Consider the following 18,343-nt stretch of genomic DNA (forward strand, 5'->3'; position numbering starts at 1 on the left):
CATGTTTGCGCTGGTGGATGTGAACAGTTTTTATGCCTCCTGCGAAACGGTGTTCAGGCCGGATCTCAAAGGCAAACCGGTGGTGGTGCTGTCGAATAACGATGGTTGCGTCATTGCCCGTAGCGCAGAGGCGAAGTCACTGGTCGCGATGGGAGAACCCTATTTTAAGCAAAAGGAGCAGTTCCGCCGTCACGGCGTGATAGCGTTTAGCAGCAATTATGAGCTTTACGCGGATATGTCAGAACGCGTGATGACGACCCTGGAAGCGCTGGCTCCGAGAGTGGAAATCTACAGTATCGACGAAGCGTTTTGCGATCTTACTGGTGTCAGAAATTGCCGTGATTTGACCGATTTCGGTCGTGAAATTCGCGAAACAATCAGTCAACACATGCATTTAACCGTCGGGGTGGGGATCGCGCAAACCAAAACCCTCGCCAAGCTGGCGAACCATGCGGCAAAAAAATGGCAGCATCAAACGGGCGGCGTGGTTGATCTCTCCAGCCTCGAAAAACAGCGTAAACTGATGGCGGCATTCCCGGTCAGTGAAGTGTGGGGCATCGGCCGGCGGATCAGCAAAAAGCTGGAAGCGATGGGTATTCATACCGTGCTGGATCTCGCGGATACAGATATTCGCTTCATCCGTAAACATTTTAGCGTGGTACTGGAACGCACGGTGCGCGAGCTGCGCGGCGAGACGTGTCTTGAACTGGAAGAGTTTGTGCCGGTGAAGCAGGAGATTATCAGTTCCCGTTCCTTTGGCGCGCCGGTAACGGATTACGACGATATGCGTCAGGCCATTTGTGAATATGCGTGCCGGGCGGCAGAGAAGCTGCGTCTTGAACATCAGTATTGCCGGTTTATTTCGGCATTTATTAAAACATCTCCGTTTGCCGCCGGGCAGCCTTACTACGGCAATAGTGCATCGGTAAAACTGCTGACACCTACTCAGGATAGCCGCGATATTATTCAGGCCGCAACGCGCTGTCTGGAGGTTATCTGGAAAGAAGGGCGACGCTATCAGAAAGCGGGCGTAATGTTGGGGGATTTTTTCAGCCAGGGCGTTGCGCAGCTGAATCTGTTTGATGACAATGCCCCGCGCGCGGACAGCGAAGCGTTAATGAGCGTGTTAGATGCCATTAATCACAAGAGCGGGCGCGGGACGCTCTATTTTGCCGGGCAGGGTATCGCGCAGCCGTGGCAGATGAAACGGGAACTGCTCTCACCGCGCTATACCACGCGCATGTCAGATATTGTGTGTGCGCGGTAGTGAAAACAGCTCCAGGGCGATCGCGGCGTCCACATGCCGGTTAAAGGCGTCGTCATCAATATCCGTCATTCCCAGTGCGTACATGCCATCCAGTCCGCAAACCAGCGCAATCAGCCGCCAGGCGATGTGCTCTGGGCTGTCGCGCAGGGTAAACTCCTGCGCTGCGTGGCCCTGGCGGATAATCGCCGTGGTTTCGTCATGCCAGATATGCATAGTGAAAATATAAGCCGCCTTGATATCAGGATCTTTCGCGGCAATCAGCTGCGCTTCCCGCCAGAGGCGAATATAGGGCTCAAACCCGCCATCATCGCTGCCGAGCATCGAGCATAAACGTTCACGCCACGTGGCGCTTTCTGGCAATGGATTAGCATCCAGCAGAGTACGGGTTAAGCGAATAAACGCCTGGGCTTTGAGTTCGCCCGCCGAAGCAAAATGGTGATGGACCTGGCCTGTGGCAACGTTGGCTTCCGTGGCGATCCGCCTGACGGTCATGGCGGGAAAACCTTCGGCCAGCGCCACGCGCATCGCCGCCTGCATAATTTCTTCCCGTCGTTCGTCCTTACTCAGATAACCCATAATTTTTCATCCTCAATAATCGCGTAACGAGTTTAACAAAAAGCTGGACAGTTGTTCAACTTTCCGTAGGATCGCGTTCTGGACGGATGTCCAACTTTAATAAATGAGGGAGAATTATGTTTCGTCAGTGGTTAGCGTTAGTGATTATCGTGCTGGTCTATATTCCGGTCGCCATCGATGCGACGGTGCTGCATGTGGCGGCGCCGACGTTGAGTATGACGCTTGGGGCAAGCGGCAACGAGTTACTGTGGATCATTGATATCTACTCGCTGGTGATGGCGGGAATGGTACTGCCGATGGGGGCGCTGGGCGACCGCATCGGTTTTAAACGCCTGCTGTTGCTCGGCAGCGGATTGTTTGGCCTGGCGTCGCTGGCAGCCGCGTTTGCGCCCGATGCAGGTTGGCTGATTGCGGCGCGCGCCGTACTGGCGATTGGTGCGGCAATGATCGTTCCGGCGACTCTTGCCGGGATCCGCACGCTGTTTATTGATGCGCGTCATCGTAACATTGCGCTTGGCGTCTGGGCTGCGGTCGGTTCCGGTGGGGCAGCCTTTGGCCCATTGATTGGCGGCATGTTGCTGGAGCACTTCTACTGGGGCTCGGTATTCCTGATTAACGTCCCCATCGTGTTGCTGGTGATGGCGCTTTCCGCGCGCTTCGTGCCGCAGCAGCCAGGCCGACGCGATCAGCCGTTAAACCTGAGTCACGCCATTATGCTGATTGTGGCGATCCTGCTGCTGGTGTATAGCGCCAAAACCGCGATGAAAGGGCTGGTTACGCCGTGGATTATCGGCGGGGCGTTCGTCACCGGCGCACTGTTATTAACGATGTTTGTTCGTATCCAGCTTCGTGCGGTGAAGCCGATGATCGATATGCGTCTGTTCAGCCACCGCATTATTTTGAGTGGCGTGGTGATGGCGATGACGGCAATGATTGCGCTGGTCGGTTTTGAGCTGCTGATGGCGCAGGAACTGCAGTTTGTACATGGTTTCACGCCGTTCGAAGCCGGGAAGTTTATGCTGCCGCTGATGGTGGCCAGTGGTTTCAGCGGCCCGATAGCGGGTGTGCTGGTCGCGCGACTTGGCCTGCGTACTGTGGCAACGAGCGGCATGGCACTGAGTGCACTGAGCTTCCTCGGGCTGTCGATGCTGGATTTCAGCACACAACAGTGGCAGGCGTGGGGGCTGATGGTCTTACTCGGGTTTAGCGCCGCCAGCGCCTTGCTGGCGTCAACGGCGGCGATTATGGCCGCAGCGCCGAAGGAAAAAGCGGCGGCCGCCGGGGCAATTGAAACCATGGCGTATGAACTGGGCGCGGGGTTAGGCATTGCCGTCTTTGGCTTACTGCTGAGCCGCAGTTTTTCCGGGTCGATTATTCTGCCGGAAGGGCTGACGGGGGATATCGCGGCGCGCGCCTCGTCGTCGATTGGCGAAGCGGTTAAAGCGGCGCAAACCCTGACGCCGACGCTTGCCGAGGCCACGATTAATGCCGCACGTACCGCGTTTACCTTCTCGCACAGCGTCGCGTTAAGCAGTGCCGGGATGATGCTGTTACTGCTGGCGGTTGGGATGTGGTTTAGTCTGGCAAAAGCGGGGAGAACGTAAAAGAAGGAATGCTGCCGACAAGATGTCGGCAGCATTATGTGACATTGTCACTTATCGCTGAGATCGCTCAACAGCACGGCAATACTCCTGCCGCCGATGGTTTGCTCAAGGGCAATCTTGACCACAATGGTGAGCGGTACCGAAAGCAGCATCCCCACGGGCCCAAGCAACCATCCCCAGAAGATCAACGACAGAAAGACCACCAGCGTTGACAGCCCGAGCCCGCGTCCCATAATGCGCGGTTCGAGGATATTACCGAACAGCAGGTTGATCAGCAGATATCCTGCCAGCACAATCAGCGCCTGATAAAACCCGCCAAAAACCAGCACCTGTAAAATCGGCGGGATCGCCGCCAGCACGGAACCGATGTTAGGGATATAGTTCAGCGCGAAGGCGAGCAGCCCCCAGACAAACGCGAAACGTACGCCCAGCGCTTCGAGCATGCCCCACGCCACCAGGCCGGTCACCAGGCTTATTGCCGTTTTCAGCACCAGATAATGTGAAACGCTGTCGATCGCCCGCTGGATCGCCGCCATTCCTTCTGTCGGTTTGACCATCAGTTGCTGGAGTTTGGCCGGAAGCTGCGGCACTTCCAGCAGCATAAACACCACGGTTAACAACAGAAGAAAAATCGAAGACATCGCGTTAGAGAGCTGTGTCAACAGGCTGGTGACAAAGGTCATCGCGGCGTTGGGGTCGATATATTTAATCAACTCATCTGCCGAGACTGTCACGCCAAAGCGCTCCAGCCAGGGCTGAATATTCTGTAGCGGCACCTGTAGGGACGAACGGTACTGCGGCAATGTGCGCGCCAGCTCATTAAGCGAAGTGCCGAGTGACGCCAGCAGCAGGACGGCAACCATAATAATCAGGCAGATCAGTAAAGAGATAGCCAGCACGCGGGGAATGCGCCAGCGGGTCATCAACTGCACGACCGGGTTAAGCACCACGGCGATAAACAGCGCCAGCACGAAGGGAACGATGATATCCGCCGCAAAACGAATACCCGTCAAAATGATGACCAGCATGCCCAGCATGATGACAATTTTTAATCCATTAAGCGTAATGATGGGCTTAGCCATAAGGGTTCCTGAAAAAGTGTACAACCAGCCTGAATATCATAATTGCGAACGGTCTGAGAAGGAAATCACTTAGATCTAATATTTATGGTAAAGATCTGAAAATATTTTGAGTTAATCAGAAGGTTGTGCTAAAAATTAGCTGTGTTTAACTACCGAGGACAATTTTTTTCCGCAACGAAGAGAAGCAATACCGCGGATAATTGTATTTTTATGGACAATCAGTTCGAAACTTCCATTTCTACTCACACTACAGCTTTACCTACCTCTTCCTTGCTCTGTGCAGAGCAACACTGGCGCAACGCGCTTTAGTCTATTTCTTCTGCCTGAACTGACGCTCGCCGTCAGGACTCATTACAACCTGGATTTTACGGTTTGCACCTCGCTGTGAGCCGCAACGGAATATATTCTCAAGCAGGAGAAATAACATGTTTTACTGGATTCTTTTATCCCTTGCGATCGTCGCTGAAATTATCGGCACGCTGTCTATGAAATGGGCCGCTGTCAGTCACGGTTCTGCTGGCTTTATTTTGATGCTGGTAATGATTGCCATCTCTTATATTTTTCTCGCCTTCGCGGTTAAAAAAATCGCGCTGGGTGTGGCCTATGCCTTGTGGGAAGGTATTGGTATTTTGCTCATTACGCTGTTCAGCGTCATGTTGTTTGATGAAGCCCTGTCGGCGATGAAGATTGCCGGTCTGGCGACGCTGGTGGTGGGGATTGTGTTGATTAAATCCGGTACCCGCAAAGTGAAATCTCAGCCGGTGGAGGCTCACCATGCAACAGTTTGAGTGGGTTCATGCCGCCTGGCTGGGGCTGGCAATCGTACTGGAAATTATCGCGAATATCTTTCTGAAGTTCTCGGACGGTTTTCGCCGCAAATTCTATGGCGTGCTTTCCATCTCCGCAGTACTGGCCGCGTTTAGCGCCTTGTCGCAGGCGGTAAAAGGTATTGATTTATCCGTAGCCTATGCGTTATGGGGGGCCTTCGGGATTATGGCTACGCTGGCGGCGGGCTGGATCCTGTTTGGTCAACGCCTGAATAACAAAGGCTGGATGGGCCTCGGTCTGCTGATAGTCGGCATGGTGCTGATTAAAATGGCCTGATGGCAGGGCGCTACGTTTATCAGGCCTAAGAAATGCGCAAGCGTTGTAGGCCAGGTAAGCGTAGCGCCACCCGGCGCAAAGATTACTCTGTCGCCAGTGCTTCCAGCTTATCACGAAAACCCGTCACCGAAATGGCCCGGTTATCCGCGCGCCAGCGATCTTTCGGCCCTGGTGCCGAACTCTGTACCGCAATCAATTGCCAGCCGTTATCGGTCTTTAACATTAATGGCGAACCGCTATCGCCCGGTAGCGTATCGCACTGATGCGAGAGCACCGACGTTTGCGCCCATCCGGTGACCACGCAGTCTTGATGGCTGTACAGCGAATCAAGGTGATCTTCCGGGTAGCCCGATTGTGTCACTTTACGGTCCGCGGCCTTCAATGCGGCGGTGAGCGCGGCTTTATCGCCCTCGAACAGCGGCAGCGGCGTAATACCTCCCGGCGGGTAACGTAAAATAATTAAGCCAAAATCCCACGGCGCGGCGGCAGACGGAACAATCCAGCCATCGCCATCGGGTTTCAGGCGTTTACCAAGCGAAGGATCAACACGGCCTTCAATGCCGTGAATTTCATAACGCCAGACGCCTTTCTGGGACACAAAACGCAACGCGACCGCTTTATCCGGCTTGCCATTAGGAGGCGTCAGCAAACAATGTCCGGCGGTTAACGCCAGATGGGGCGAAATGAGGGTGGCGGTGCACAGGTTACCACTGACGGTTTCCAGTTGACCGATAGCATCCCAGGGGGAGTCTGTTGAATCGGTCACAAGGGTGCGATCGTCCTGACCGAAAAACAGCGTTTTGACATCTTTCGCGCTCATGCCGCTATCGCCGTCATCCGCATGTACAGCCATCGACAGCGCGCTCAACGATCCCAGTAAAACGAAAACAGCTCTACGCATATCACTCTCTGGTGGGGTAATTATGATTATAAAAAGTTAAACCCAATGTGATTACTATAGACGGGACAAATGAAAAGGGGGAGTAAAATCAGCGAACTACGCTCAGTAAAGGAAAAATCGCGTTGCGATCAGTGCGCAGACGATGAGTAAAGCCAGGATGAGCTCGAAACGATAGCGCCGCAACATCATTGCTCTCCAGGAAAAAATCGGCGCTGAAACAGCGCCGATTTGTCATCGGAACGATACGAACGGTGACGATTAGGCAGCAGGCTGAGCGGCTGGTTTAGCGGCTTCGTGTTTTACTGCTTTTTTATGATGTTTTTTTGCTGCCTGGGCTTTCTGCTCAGCAGCAGCCGGTTTTGCGGCTTCATGTTTTTTATGTTTCTTAGCAGCTTGCGCTTTCTGTTCTACCGGTTTGGTCGCTTCGGTTTTAGCCGCTTTTTTGTGGTGTTTTTTTGCAGCCTGCGCTTTCTGTTCTGCGGCGGCTTTCTGATGTTTTTTGTGATGCATGGTTTTTGCCGGTGCAGCTTTAGCGGTTGCGGTAGCAGCCGGTGCCGGAGCAGCAGTAGTTTCAGCAGCGAATGCAGCAGATGACAGACCCATAGCAGCGGCAACAACCAGAGCTAATACTTTTTTCATTCTCATACCCTCGAATTGGTTTTTTCATTCAACCCCACTGCGGGGCCGTTGAAAGAACTATATCCCTGAGTTATCAGGCTTTCCGTGAGTGATTGGTATCGGCGTGTAACGGAATGTACAACGCCGGAGGAGAGCCCCCCGGCGTGAGAGGAATTACAGATAGCGGGCGGTTAGATGTTCGCGGAAATAGCGGCTATTGAGGTCTTCGCCAGTCGCCTGCTGAATAAGCTGCGAGGTTCCGAAGCGGCTACCGTGCTGCCAGATATTCTGACGCAGCCACTCGAACAACGTGCTGAAATCACCGCTGGCAATACGTGATTCGAGATCCGGCATTGCATTACGCGCCGCATGCATCAATTGCGCGGCGTACATCGCGCCCAGCGTGTAGGAAGGGAAATAACCGAAGCCGCCGTCGGTCCAGTGAATATCCTGCATACAACCATCGCGGTAGTTCCCTTCCGTCGAGAGCCCCAGCCAGTGACGCATTTTTTCATCCCACAGGGCGGGAATATCATCCACTTCAATCTCGCCATCAATCAACGCGCGTTCAATTTCGTAACGCAGGATTACGTGCGCCGGGTAACTCACTTCATCGGCATCAATACGGATAAAGCCCGGTTTCACGCGCTGATTCCAGGCAACAAAGTTTGAGGCCTCAAAAGCGGGCTGCGGGCCAAACTGTTCAACAACGGCCGGAAGCAGATGCTGAAGGAAGGCGTCACTGCGCGCCAGTTGCATCTCAAAAAAGAGACTTTGCGATTCGTGAATGGCAGTAGATCGAGCGTGAGAAATGGGCTGACCCAGCCAGTTCCGCGGCAGATTCTGCTCATAGCGCGCATGTCCGGTTTCGTGGATCACGCCAAACAAGGCGCTTAACAGATCATGCTCGTTATAACGGGTAGTGATGCGGACATCTTCCGGTACGCCGCCGCAGAAAGGATGCGCGCTGACGTCCAGACGACCGGCGTTAAAATCAAAGCCGAGGCGCTTCATCGTTTCCAGCCCCAACTGGCGCTGATTTTCAACCGGGAACGGGCCTTGCGGGGCAATTAGCGTTTTGCTGGCCTGTTTTTCTACCGCGCTGGTTAACAGTTCTGGCAGCCAGGATTTGAGATCGCCAAACAACACGTCCAGACGAGCGCTGGTCATGTCAGGCTCAAAAATATCCAGCAGGGCATCATAGGGTGAGCAACCTTTGGCCTGCGCACGGATACGCGCTTCTTCCCGGCTGAGTTTAACCACGTCTTTTAGATTTTCCGCGAAGCCCTGCCAGTCGTTATTCGGGCGCTGCGTTCGCCAGGCGTGCTCGCAGCGGCTACCGGCCAGCGATTTCGCTTCTACCAGGCTTTCCGGCAACAGGGCCGCCTGCTGATAATGACGTGCCATTTCACGCAGGTTAGCCTGTTCGAGATCGTTAAGATTTTCCTGTTCCGCGTTGCGCAGCCATTCACCAACCTGCTTATCGGTCAGAATCTGGTGCTGCAACACGCCAAGTTCAGCCAGCGCTTCGCTACGCACGTTGCTGCCGCCTGGCGGCATCATGGCAAACATATCCCAGCCCGCGATGGCGGAAAGGTGTGAAAAACGGGAGAGACGCTGGAAGGTGCGGGTGAGGTGTTGGTAGTTTTTGTTTTCCATAGTGCCCTGTTTTCTATAAGAGAGAAGGCGACACGCGCCGATAGATTCAGATCTATCACAGGGCGATAAGCGGGCGCAAAAAATTCGCGCCCGTCGCCATCAATGCAATCGCTTATGCAGCAACGTTCCAACCAGTAATGCCGCAACCAGCAGTAGGGCGATAAACGCGCCGACGCCATTCCAGCCGTAACGATGCCAGAACACGCCGCCCAGCGTACCGGCGATGCTGGAACCCAGGTAGTAGCTGAAGAGATAAAGCGATGATGCCTGACCTCTGGCACGTCGTGCACGTGGGCCTATCCAGCTACTGGCAACCGAGTGCGCGGCAAAGAAGCCTGCGGAAAACAGTAACATGCCGGGGAAGATGACCCACAGCGGCGAGAAGAGCGTCAGCAGCAGGCCGAGCAGCATGACGCCTGTGAAAAAGATCATCACCGGGCCGCGACCGTAGCGGGCCGTCATCATGCCAGCTTTCGGTGAACTCCAGGTTCCCGTGAGATAAGCGACGGAGAGCAGGCCAACCACGGCCTGATTCAGCGACCAGGGCGAGAGCATCAGGCGGTAGCCGATATAGTTAAACAAGGTAACGAACGCGCCCATCAGCAGGAAGCCTTCGACAAACAGCAGCGGCAGGCCGCGATCGTGCCAGTGCAGACGGAAATTGAGCAGCAGCGTTTTCGGGCGCAGGGAGGACGGGCGGAAATGGCGCGATTCAGGGAGGATCTTCCAGAACATAATTGCTGAAGCCAGCGCGAAGGCGCTGATCACCGCCAGAGCGATACGCCAGCCGAAGAAGTCGGTGAAAACCCCGGTGAGCAGGCGTCCGCTCATCCCGCCTATTGAGTTGCCGCTAATATAGAGGCCCATAGAGAAGGCGACGAAACTCGGGTGAATCTCTTCACTGAGGTAGGTCATGCCAACCGCCGCCACGCCGCTGAGTGATAAACCAATCAGCGCGCGCATGATCAGAATGCCGTGCCAGCTGGTCATCATCGTGGAGAGGAGAGAGCAACACGATGCCAGCAGCAGCGCCGTTACCATAACCTGTTTGCGGCCAATGGCATCGGAAAGCGGCCCGGTAAAGAGCAGCCCTATCGCCAGCATCGCTGTGGAAATTGACAGAGAAATACTGCTTCCCGCGGGCGAGATACCAAACTTATGTGACAGTACCGGCAGAATCGGCTGAACGCAGTAGAGCAGGGCAAAGGTCGCCAGCCCGGCGGAGAAAAGTGCGAGGGTAACCCGAATAAATTGAGGTGTGCCGCGAGTAATAAACTGGTTCGGCCTGGATGGGGCATTGTCGCGGACGTCGATAGCCGGTTCGTTGTCTGCGGTGGTTGTACGGCTCACGGGGAGATCCTTGCGTAAAAACAAAAGGTAATAGAGATGTAGGTCACATAATTAGAGTAGGAAAACGCGAATATTCTGTCTAATATATTAATAATCTCAATTGATATGTAACAAATATGAATATCGAGTTGCGTCATCTGCGCTACTTTATTGCGGTAGCGGAAGAGCTCCATTTTGGTCGCGCCGCTGCCCGGCTTAATATTTCTCAGCCGCCGCTAAGTCAGCAAATTCAGATACTTGAACAGCAAATCGGCGCCCGTCTGTTTGCCCGTACCAACCGCAGCGTAAATCTCACGGCGGCGGGAAAGCAGTTTCTTGCCGATAGCCGCCAAATCATGCTGCTGGTTGAAGACGCCGCCGCCCGCGCAGGGCGTTTGCATCATGGCGAAACGGGTGAGTTGAATATTGGCTTTACCTCATCGGCCCCCTTTATTAAGGCGGTATCCGATACGCTCTCGACCTTTCGTCGTCGCTATCCCGATGTCCATATCCAGACGCGCGAAACCAATACCCGTGAGCAGATTTCGCCGCTAACCGAAGGTTCGCTGGATCTCGGTTTGATGCGAAATACGCAGCTTCCTGACACGCTGGAGTGGGAGGTGATCCTGCATGAGCCGCTGCTGGCGATGATTCATCATGAGCATCCGTTAGCGAATCAGCGGGCAGTAAGTCTGACAGAGCTGGCTGATGAGCCTTTTGTCTTCTTCGATCCACACGTGGGAACGGGCCTGTATGACGATATCCTGGGCTTGCTGCGTCGCTATGATGTGACGCCGCGTATGACCCAGGAAGTGGGCGAGGCGATGACCATTATTGGCCTGGTGGCGTCCGGGCTCGGGGTATCAATACTCCCGGCGTCGTTTCGGCGTGTGCAGCTCATGGAAATGCGCTGGGTGCCCATCATTGAAAAGGATGCCGTTTCAGAAATGTGGCTGGTGTGGTCTAAACATCATGAACTTAGTCAGGCTGCCCAGCGCTTTAAGCAACAGCTACTGGCTGCGGCAAAGATAAGCACTTCTGACGAAAAAGCATGAAAAAATGTGCGGCGAATCACAAGGCTAAGGAAAAATTTGGCGTACCCCATTGAAGTCCTTCACCATAGCCCTGAGATTATTTCGAAGCGCGAAAATAAAGGGAGTCTACGGTGGTAGCGGACAGTCAGCCAGGCCATATCGATCAAATAAAGCAGACCAATGCGGGCGCGGTGTATCGCCTGATTGATCAGCTTGGCCCGGTGTCGCGTATCGACCTCTCCCGGCTGGCGCAACTGGCACCGGCCAGTATTACCAAAATTGTACGTGAAATGCTCGAAGCGCACCTGGTGCAGGAAACTGAAATTCAGGAACCCGGCAGCAGGGGGCGTCCAGCCGTCGGTTTGATGGTGGAAACGGAAGCCTGGCACTATCTGGCGCTGCGTATCAGCCGGGGGGAAATTCACCTCGCGCTTCGCGATCTCAGCAGTAAGCTGGTGGTCGAAGAGCGTCTCGAACTGGCGCTTCAGGACCCACAACCGCTTTTGAACCGCATTATCACGCAAATCGATCAGTTCTTTATTCGCCATCAGGGCAAGCTGGAGCGTTTAACGGCTATCGCCATTACGCTTCCCGGAATCATTGATACGGAAAGCGGAATCATTCACCGGATGCCTTTTTACGAGGATGTGAAAGATATGCCGCTTGGGGAAACCCTGGCGGCGCATACGGGCGTACCTGTTTATATTCAGCATGATATCAGTGCATGGACCATGGCTGAGGCGCTGTTTGGTGCATCACGCGGGGCGCGGGATGTCATTCAGGTGGTGATTGATCATAACGTGGGCGCGGGGGTGATCACCGACGGTCGTCTGCTTCATGCGGGCAGCAGTAGCCTGGTGGAGATTGGCCATACGCAGGTCGATCCTTACGGAAAACGTTGTTACTGCGGTAACCACGGCTGCCTGGAAACCATCGCCAGCGTTGAGAGCGTACTGGAGCTGGCGCAGGTGCGAATGCATCAGTCGATGAGTTCGATGCTGCATCAGCAGCCGCTGACGGTGGAGTCGCTGTGTCTGGCGGCAGTTAAGGGCGATTTACTGGCAAAAGATATCATCACCAGCGTTGGCACCAACGTCGGGCGCATCCTGGCCATCATGGTGAATTTATTCAATCCACAAAAAATACTTATCGGTTCGCCGTTTAATCAGGCTGCCGATATCCTCTTCCCGGCGATCAGCGACTGTATTCGTCAGCAGTCACTTCCGGCTTACAGCAAGCATATCTCCGTTGAACAGACTCAGTTCTCAAACCGTGGCACGATGGCCGGGGCGGCGCTGGTCAAAGATGCGCTCTATAACGGATCGCTGCTAATTCGACTGTTACAGGGTTAACATTTTTTCACTGTCGCGCAAAAAATTGCGCTATCTCAAGCCGGGTTTCTGGTTCATCACGTAGACTTTCACCACTTTAAATTATTACTGGTCTGTATATTTCACCGGCATAACTGTGGAGTTAGTAATGCTTAACCGTTTCTTTATTACTGGTACTGATACTTCTGTCGGCAAGACGGTGGTTTCCCGTGCGCTACTGCAGGCGCTGGCAGCCAGCGGGAAACGAGTAGCCGGGTACAAACCTGTGGCAAAAGGCAGCAAAGAGACCCCTGAAGGGTTACGCAACAAAGATGCGCTGGTGCTGCAAAGCGTGTCATCGCTGGAACTGCCGTACGATGCGGTGAACCCGATTGCCCTGAGTGAAGAAGAGAGCAGCGTCGCGCACAGCTGCCCAATTAACTACACACTGTTGTCAAACGGGCTCGCCAGCCTGAGCGAGAAAGTGGACAACGTGGTCGTTGAAGGGACCGGCGGCTGGCGCAGTCTGATGAATGACCTGCGCCCGCTTTCTGAATGGGTGGTTCAGGAGCAATTGCCGGTTGTGATGGTGGTCGGGATTCAGGAAGGGTGCATCAATCATGCGCTGCTGACGGCTCAGGCCATCGCTAACGACGGCCTGCCGCTCATTGGCTGGGTGGCGAACCGCATCAACCCCGGTCTGGCGCATTATGCTGAAATCATTGATGTGCTGAGTAAAAAACTGCCCGGGCCGCTGATAGGTGAGTTACCGTATCTGCCGCGTCCTGAACAACGTGAATTGAGCCATTACATTGACTTATCCATGCTGAGTAGTGTGCTCACGGTAGATAGAATCCTGGCGTAAGGTTCGCGACAGCACTGACGCCAGCACGCAGGCAATCAATAAACCGGGCAGAACGCTATATTGCCCGGTCATTTCACAAATCATCAATGTCGACATGATCGGCGCATGTGTGGTTGCCGCCAGCAGCGTCGCCATTCCGCTCATCCCCAGTAGGACAGCCATTAACGGCTGATCGGGTAGCCAAATCCCACACAGCTGCGCAAACAGCATACCCACTGCCATTCCCAGAAACAGCGTTGGCGTAAACACACCGCCCGGTGCGCCGGAACCGCTACTGGCGAGGATCGCCAATAGTTTACAGATGAATATCCCTGTAATAGCGGCAAGCAACGGCGGAGAGAGCAAGGAGGCATGCACCACGCTGTAGCCATTTCCCCAGACCGCAGGCGTCAGTAGCGACAGCAGGCCAACAATCAACCCGCCGAGCGCCAGTTGCCAGGGCGGAGAGAGTTTCAGGCGCAAAAAGAGGTTGTGCGTGGCATTCATTAACCACATCAATAACGGGCCACATACGCCCGCCAGCAGACCGGTGGCGATAATTAACACGTAGGCTGTTACGCTGAGCGTTGCCGGTAGGTTGACGGTGTATAGAGGTTCGCTGCCGCCACCAATAATATGTGTGGTCAGCAACGCGACAACAGCAGACACCACGACCGGGCCAAGCGAGGCCAGAATCAGCGTGCCAAACAGAATTTCAGCGATAAACAGGCTGCCTGCCAGCGGTGCGTGGTAGGCGCTCGCCATCCCGGCGGCGGCACCACAGGCAATCCACAATTTCCATTCGTCGTGTGCGGTAAATCGTTGAGCAAACCACGACGCCGCCAGTGCCGCCAGCAGGATCATCGCACCTTCACGGCCAATGGCGCTGCCGCTGACCACCACCAGTAACGATGCCAGGGATTTGACCAGGCTGGCGCCATAATCAAATTGCCCGTCGGTGCGCAGCGCTTCCATGTAGTCCGTGGGCGCGTGAGGCCGTTGTTGATTCCGTCGCTGCCAGCCCCACAAGAGCATTCCCGCCGCAAATCCACCGAGTGCAGGCGTCAGCACGCGCCGCCAGGCGGAAAGCCCCGTCGCGGCGTTAACGAGACTGCCGGTATCGTTGCTGAGGAAAAGCCACTCCAGAAACAGCATGGCATGGCGAAACCCTGCGACGGCCAATGCGGCAAGTACGCCAGTAATGGCGGCAAACAGCAGACGACGTAGCATGGTGCGCAGATCGGGATAAGCGTGAAGACGTTGCATGAGCGGTTTCAACACAAAGAAGTTCAGGCGGCTATTTTGCGGGGAAAGCAGGGGAGATGCAAAAGCTGTGGGTGCGGATCCCCCTCACCCTAACCCTCTCCCACAGGGAGAGGGGACCGTTCGTGCCAGTGGTTAAGTGTGTGCGGTTTTCTCCCTCTCCCTGTGGGAGAGGGCCGGGGTGAGGGCTTAGTTCTCGCTATAAATATTCAGCGCCCGACGCGTACGTCCGGAGCTGAGGTAATCGGCAATGTAATCCTGCGATATCTCGCCGTTATAGCGCCCGTCCTCATCGACAATCGGCATCCAGCTGGTGTTGCTCTCATAGAGTTTCGACAGCACCACGCGCAGGTTATCTTCTGCCTTGCCGGTGACGCGGAACGGGTGAATCAAGTCAGAACATACGCCGCTCGCCTGACGCGCTTCGCGGCGCTTCACAAATCCGAGCGGTTTGCCTTCCTCATCCACCACGGTCAGTGCACGAATGTCGTTGTCATCCATAATACCGAACGCTTCGGCAAGCGGCGTTGAACTGCGGGCGGTGATCGTCGGTTGCTGGTCGGTAACATCGCCTGCCGAGACCAGGAGCAGGCGCTTCAGCGTGCGATCCTGGCCGACAAATGAGCCGACGAATTCATTAGCCGGTTTCGCCAGCAACTCATCCGGGCTGGCGCACTGAACAATACGCCCCTGTCGGAATACCGCGATACGGTCGCCCAGTTTCAGTGCTTCATCGATATCATGACTCACCAGCATGACCGTTTTCTTCAGGGCTCGCTGCATCTCCAGGAACTGGTTCTGAATCACTTCACGGTTGATGGGGTCGACTGCGCCGAAAGGTTCATCCATCAGCAGCACCGGCGGATCCGCCGCCAGCGCGCGGATCACGCCAATACGCTGTTGCTGGCCGCCGGACATCTCTTTGGGGTAGCGATGAAGGAATTTTTTCGAATCCAGCGCCACCATTTCCATCAGTTCCTGTGCACGGGTTTTGCAGCGGGATTTATCCCAGCCCAACATGCGTGGCACCACGGTGATGTTTTCTTCAATGGTCATATTCGGGAACAGACCAATTTGCTGGATAACATAGCCAATGTTGCGACGCAGCGTTACTGTATCCATCTCATCGGTATTTTGCCCGTTGATGAGGATGGTCCCGCTGCTCGGTTTAATCAGGCGGTTAATCATCTTCAGGGTGGTGGTTTTGCCACAGCCGGACGGCCCCAGCAATACGCACATTTCGCCTTCTGGCACATTCAGGTTCACGTTATCAACGGCCTTTAACGGTTGACCGTTTTTCTGTGAAAATTGTTTAGTGAGGTTTTCCAGTTTTATCATTATCGTATCCCCTTCGGTGTCAGAGCGATTTGCAGGCGATGCAGCAGCCAGTCGAGCACAATCGCCAGTAAGCAAATCATCAGTGCGCCAGCGATCAACATGCGGATGTCACTTCCGCCGATGCCGTTCAGTAACAGTAATCCCAGCCCGCCTGCGCCAATGACGGCCGCAATTGCCATCACGCCAATGTTCATCACCACGGCGGTGCGAATACCACCGAAAATCACCGGTAATGCCATCGGAATTTCTACCCAGCGCAGACGCTGCCAGAAGGTCATGCCGATCCCACGTCCTGCTTCACGCAGGCCCGGCGGCAGGGCGTCCAGCGCCGTATGCGTGTTGCGTACAATCGGCAGCAGTGAATAGAGAAAAACGGCGGTGACGGCGGGCAATACGCCAATCCCGTGACCGATCAGCGAAAATAGCGGGATCATGAGGCCAAAAAGGGCGATAGACGGAATGGTCAGCAGCAGTGTCGCGACACTCAGTACCGGCGTCGCCAGCCACTTATGGCGCACGATGAGAATGCCGAGCGGTACGCCAATAATAATCGCAAGGCCCACTGCCAGCGCCACCAGCCACAGGTGCTGAAGGGTGAGCGTAGCAAGGTACCCTGCGTTGTCCATCATGTAATGCAACGTGTCCATAAGCGCTCCTTACAGCATGCCTTTGTCTTGCAGGAATTTACGGGCCACCTGCTGCGGGGTTTGATGGTCGATATCCACCTGCGCGTTGAGCGTGGCGATCACATCGTTATTGAGCAGGCCGGAGAGGGTATCCAGCGCCTCTTCAAGACCCGGATTGGCCTCCAGCACGTCTTTACGCACCACCGGCGTCACGGCGTAACTCGGGAAGAAACCTTTGTCATCCTCCAGCACTTTCAGGTCGAAGCCTTTCACGCGACCATCGGTGGTGTAGATAAGCCCGGCATCGACAAAACCATCTCGTACCGCGTTATAGACCAGACCTGGGTCCATCTGGCGGATCTGCGGGCGATCAAGCGGCATGTTGTAGGCTTCCTGCAACGGTTTCATGCCGTCACTGCGCCCGGCGAATTCGAGGTCCAGCCCCAGACGCCAGTTTTTATCCGGGTCGGTCTGGCGGATATGCTCAATCTTCTCCACCATTTGCGACATGGTGGTAATGCCTTCTGCTTCCGCGCGCTTACGCTGCATGGCGAAGGCATAGGTGTTGTTCATATCCGCTGGTTTAAGCCACACCAGGCCCAGTTTGGCATCCAGCCGTTTTACCGTGTCGTAAGACTCCTGCGGGCTCATTCGTTTGTTGATGTGATTAAAGATAATCAGTGAGGTACCGGTGTACTCCCACGTCATATCAATCTGTTTGTTGATCATCGCGTTACGCGAGATAACGGTCGCGATATTGGTTTGCGGCTGTACCTGGAACCCTTTCTTTTGCAGATACTGCACGGTCATCGCCGATAAAATATGCTGTTCGGTAAAACTTTTGGTGGCCAGGGTAATCGGCGCGGCCTGTACGGTTCCGGCAAACAGTAACGTGGCACTAAACCACCCCAGCAGCTGTTTTTTAAAAGTCATGTCACGCTCCTTATGTTCAGGCTGTATGGGGGCTAAGCACGCGTCCAAGCCAGGCGAGCAGAGAATCAAGAATCAGGGCAAACAGGGCGGTGGCCGTTGCGCCTAAAATCAGGGTTGGGAAGTCGTTAAGGTAGATACCCGGGAAAATCAGTTCGCCGTAGCTGCTGGCACCGATCAGGAAGGCGAGCGGGGCCGTACCGACGTTGATAGCGGTTGCGATGCGAATCCCTGACAGCATCACCGGCCAGGCGTTAGGCAGTTCGACCTGCCAAAGCCGTTGCAACTTCGTCATGCCAATACCGTTCGCCGCTTCAATCAGCGAAGGCGGGACCGACTTCAGGCCGGAGTAGGTGTTACGCACAATTGGCAGTAACGAGGCGAGGAAAAGCGCCACGATAGCAGGGATATCACCAATCCCGATGACAACCATCGCCAGCGCCAGTACTGCCAGCGGCGGCAGCGTGTTACCAACGTTGAAAATCTGCATCACATATTCGGCAATCCCTTTCGCCGCAGGGCGACTCAGCAGGATACCGCTGGGAATGCCGACCAGCAGGGCAAAAAACATCGAGATAAAGACGAGTTTAAGGTGTTGTTGACCCAGATAGATCAGGTCAACCTGACGGGCTTTTATCGTGTCCAGTCCGATACCCCAGGCGAGGAGCGCCAGAACAAGAACAATCGCGCCTGTAAAGCCCAGAAAGCGCATAAGGGGGGAAGCCTGCATTGCTGTGTTTCTCCCTGTTATAGGTTTTTATTAACGCGTCATATTCACAGTGACGCATTTGACCTATAGCAATGCATGGTCAGGTATTCCAGAAATAGGGGTATTTATTTTGTGCAGCTTTTGAGCGA

The 18,343-nt window shown here is 54.7% G+C and carries 20 protein-coding genes; 8 read left to right on the forward strand and 12 right to left on the reverse strand.

All coding sequences use genetic code 11. The features are described from left to right. Nucleotide 1: 1 nt before the first annotated feature. A complete protein-coding gene (locus tag NMC31_RS09090; protein WP_253897698.1) occupies nucleotides 2-1,267 on the forward strand; it encodes a Y-family DNA polymerase in 1,266 nt (421 codons plus the stop codon). Here NMC31_RS09090 and NMC31_RS09095 read toward each other — a convergent pair. After that, on the reverse strand, nucleotides 1,244-1,843 hold the full coding sequence (locus NMC31_RS09095; protein ID WP_253897699.1) for a TetR family transcriptional regulator: 600 nt from the start codon (nucleotides 1,841-1,843) through the stop codon (nucleotides 1,244-1,246). The genes NMC31_RS09090 and NMC31_RS09095 overlap by 24 nt on opposite strands. A 116-nt stretch (nucleotides 1,844-1,959) precedes the next feature. Between NMC31_RS09095 and NMC31_RS09100 the strand changes: the two genes are divergently transcribed. Continuing rightward, nucleotides 1,960-3,447, forward strand: coding sequence for an MFS transporter (locus tag NMC31_RS09100; protein ID WP_253897700.1), 1,488 nt, complete (start codon nucleotides 1,960-1,962; stop codon nucleotides 3,445-3,447). A 47-nt stretch (nucleotides 3,448-3,494) separates the two neighbouring features. Here NMC31_RS09100 and NMC31_RS09105 read toward each other — a convergent pair whose 3' ends face one another. After that, nucleotides 3,495-4,529 (reverse strand): AI-2E family transporter, encoded by a 1,035-nt coding sequence (locus NMC31_RS09105; RefSeq protein ID WP_108474200.1) that lies wholly within the window; start codon nucleotides 4,527-4,529, stop codon nucleotides 3,495-3,497. Nucleotides 4,530-4,739: 210 nt separating this feature from the next. On the opposite strand from NMC31_RS09105, the gene NMC31_RS26265 reads away from it, so the two are divergent. From NMC31_RS26265 to mdtI, 3 genes are all read left to right on the forward strand, one after another. Further along, entirely contained in the window at nucleotides 4,740-4,838 is a 99-nt protein-coding gene (locus NMC31_RS26265; protein ID WP_436649943.1) for a protein YdgV, read from the forward strand. A gap of 116 nt (nucleotides 4,839-4,954) precedes the next feature. Next, the gene (gene mdtJ / locus NMC31_RS09110; RefSeq protein ID WP_253897701.1) at nucleotides 4,955-5,317 is read left to right on the forward strand and encodes a multidrug/spermidine efflux SMR transporter subunit MdtJ; all 363 of its coding nucleotides are present in this window, start codon (nucleotides 4,955-4,957) and stop codon (nucleotides 5,315-5,317) included. Beyond that, nucleotides 5,304-5,633: a multidrug/spermidine efflux SMR transporter subunit MdtI gene (gene mdtI, locus NMC31_RS09115; RefSeq protein ID WP_108474202.1), complete on the forward strand. Its 330-nt coding sequence runs from the start codon at nucleotides 5,304-5,306 to the stop codon at nucleotides 5,631-5,633. Before mdtJ ends, mdtI begins: the two co-directional genes overlap by 14 nt. Nucleotides 5,634-5,715: 82 nt before the next feature. Here mdtI and NMC31_RS09120 read toward each other — a convergent pair whose 3' ends face one another. The 5 genes from NMC31_RS09120 to ynfM all read right to left on the reverse strand — a co-directional run bounded on the left by NMC31_RS09120 (nucleotide 5,716) and on the right by ynfM (nucleotide 10,161). Then, nucleotides 5,716-6,534: a trypsin-like serine peptidase gene (locus NMC31_RS09120; protein ID WP_253897702.1), complete on the reverse strand. Its 819-nt coding sequence runs from the start codon at nucleotides 6,532-6,534 to the stop codon at nucleotides 5,716-5,718. A gap of 102 nt (nucleotides 6,535-6,636) precedes the next feature. Continuing rightward, complete coding sequence (ydgU, locus tag NMC31_RS26365) at nucleotides 6,637-6,723, reverse strand: small membrane protein YdgU (protein ID WP_456154103.1); 87 nt, start codon at nucleotides 6,721-6,723, stop codon at nucleotides 6,637-6,639. 69 nt (nucleotides 6,724-6,792) lie between these two features. Continuing rightward, complete coding sequence (gene asr, locus NMC31_RS09125) at nucleotides 6,793-7,173, reverse strand: acid resistance repetitive basic protein Asr (RefSeq protein ID WP_253897703.1); 381 nt, start codon at nucleotides 7,171-7,173, stop codon at nucleotides 6,793-6,795. A 153-nt stretch (nucleotides 7,174-7,326) separates the two neighbouring features. Continuing rightward, nucleotides 7,327-8,811, reverse strand: coding sequence for a carboxypeptidase M32 (locus NMC31_RS09130; protein ID WP_253897704.1), 1,485 nt, complete (start codon nucleotides 8,809-8,811; stop codon nucleotides 7,327-7,329). A 99-nt stretch (nucleotides 8,812-8,910) separates the two neighbouring features. Further along, nucleotides 8,911-10,161 carry a multidrug efflux MFS transporter YnfM/SxtP(Kp) gene (gene ynfM, locus NMC31_RS09135; protein WP_253897705.1) on the reverse strand — a complete coding sequence of 417 codons (1,251 nt, stop codon included), beginning with the start codon at nucleotides 10,159-10,161 and terminating at the stop codon, nucleotides 8,911-8,913. 116 nt (nucleotides 10,162-10,277) lie between these two features. Between ynfM and ynfL the strand changes: the two genes are divergently transcribed. The 3 genes from ynfL (at nucleotide 10,278) to bioD (ending at nucleotide 13,349) form a co-directional block, all read left to right on the forward strand. Continuing rightward, the gene (ynfL, locus tag NMC31_RS09140; protein ID WP_253897706.1) at nucleotides 10,278-11,195 is read left to right on the forward strand and encodes a multidrug efflux transcriptional activator YnfL/SxtR(Kp); all 918 of its coding nucleotides are present in this window, start codon (nucleotides 10,278-10,280) and stop codon (nucleotides 11,193-11,195) included. Nucleotides 11,196-11,305: 110 nt separating this feature from the next. Further along, on the forward strand, nucleotides 11,306-12,526 hold the full coding sequence (gene mlc / locus NMC31_RS09145; RefSeq protein WP_253897707.1) for a sugar metabolism global transcriptional regulator Mlc: 1,221 nt from the start codon (nucleotides 11,306-11,308) through the stop codon (nucleotides 12,524-12,526). A 127-nt stretch (nucleotides 12,527-12,653) separates the two neighbouring features. Next, nucleotides 12,654-13,349, forward strand: a complete 696-nt coding sequence (gene bioD / locus NMC31_RS09150) for a dethiobiotin synthase (protein ID WP_149463844.1) — start codon at nucleotides 12,654-12,656, stop codon at nucleotides 13,347-13,349. Here the strand turns inward: bioD and clcB are convergent. The 5 genes from clcB to osmY form a co-directional block, all read right to left on the reverse strand. Continuing rightward, nucleotides 13,302-14,594 (reverse strand): voltage-gated ClC-type chloride channel ClcB, encoded by a 1,293-nt coding sequence (clcB, locus tag NMC31_RS09155; RefSeq protein ID WP_253897708.1) that lies wholly within the window; start codon nucleotides 14,592-14,594, stop codon nucleotides 13,302-13,304. The two genes, bioD and clcB, sit on opposite strands and share 48 nt — an antisense overlap. A 186-nt stretch (nucleotides 14,595-14,780) precedes the next feature. Continuing rightward, complete coding sequence (osmV, locus tag NMC31_RS09160; RefSeq protein WP_253897709.1) at nucleotides 14,781-15,929, reverse strand: osmoprotectant ABC transporter ATP-binding protein OsmV; 1,149 nt, start codon at nucleotides 15,927-15,929, stop codon at nucleotides 14,781-14,783. Beyond that, the gene (gene osmW, locus NMC31_RS09165) at nucleotides 15,929-16,576 is read right to left on the reverse strand and encodes an osmoprotectant ABC transporter permease OsmW (protein WP_015964466.1); all 648 of its coding nucleotides are present in this window, start codon (nucleotides 16,574-16,576) and stop codon (nucleotides 15,929-15,931) included. Before osmW ends, osmV begins: the two co-directional genes overlap by 1 nt. 9 nt (nucleotides 16,577-16,585) lie before the next feature. Continuing rightward, complete coding sequence (osmX, locus tag NMC31_RS09170) at nucleotides 16,586-17,488, reverse strand: osmoprotectant ABC transporter substrate-binding protein OsmX (RefSeq protein ID WP_149463847.1); 903 nt, start codon at nucleotides 17,486-17,488, stop codon at nucleotides 16,586-16,588. A gap of 16 nt (nucleotides 17,489-17,504) precedes the next feature. Continuing rightward, a complete protein-coding gene (gene osmY / locus NMC31_RS09175) occupies nucleotides 17,505-18,215 on the reverse strand; it encodes an osmoprotectant ABC transporter permease OsmY (RefSeq protein WP_253897710.1) in 711 nt (236 codons plus the stop codon). Between the last annotated feature and the right edge of the window lie 128 nt (nucleotides 18,216-18,343).

It is taken from the genome of Pseudocitrobacter vendiensis, assembly GCF_943590815.1.
Lineage (GTDB): Bacteria > Pseudomonadota > Gammaproteobacteria > Enterobacterales > Enterobacteriaceae > Pseudocitrobacter > Pseudocitrobacter vendiensis.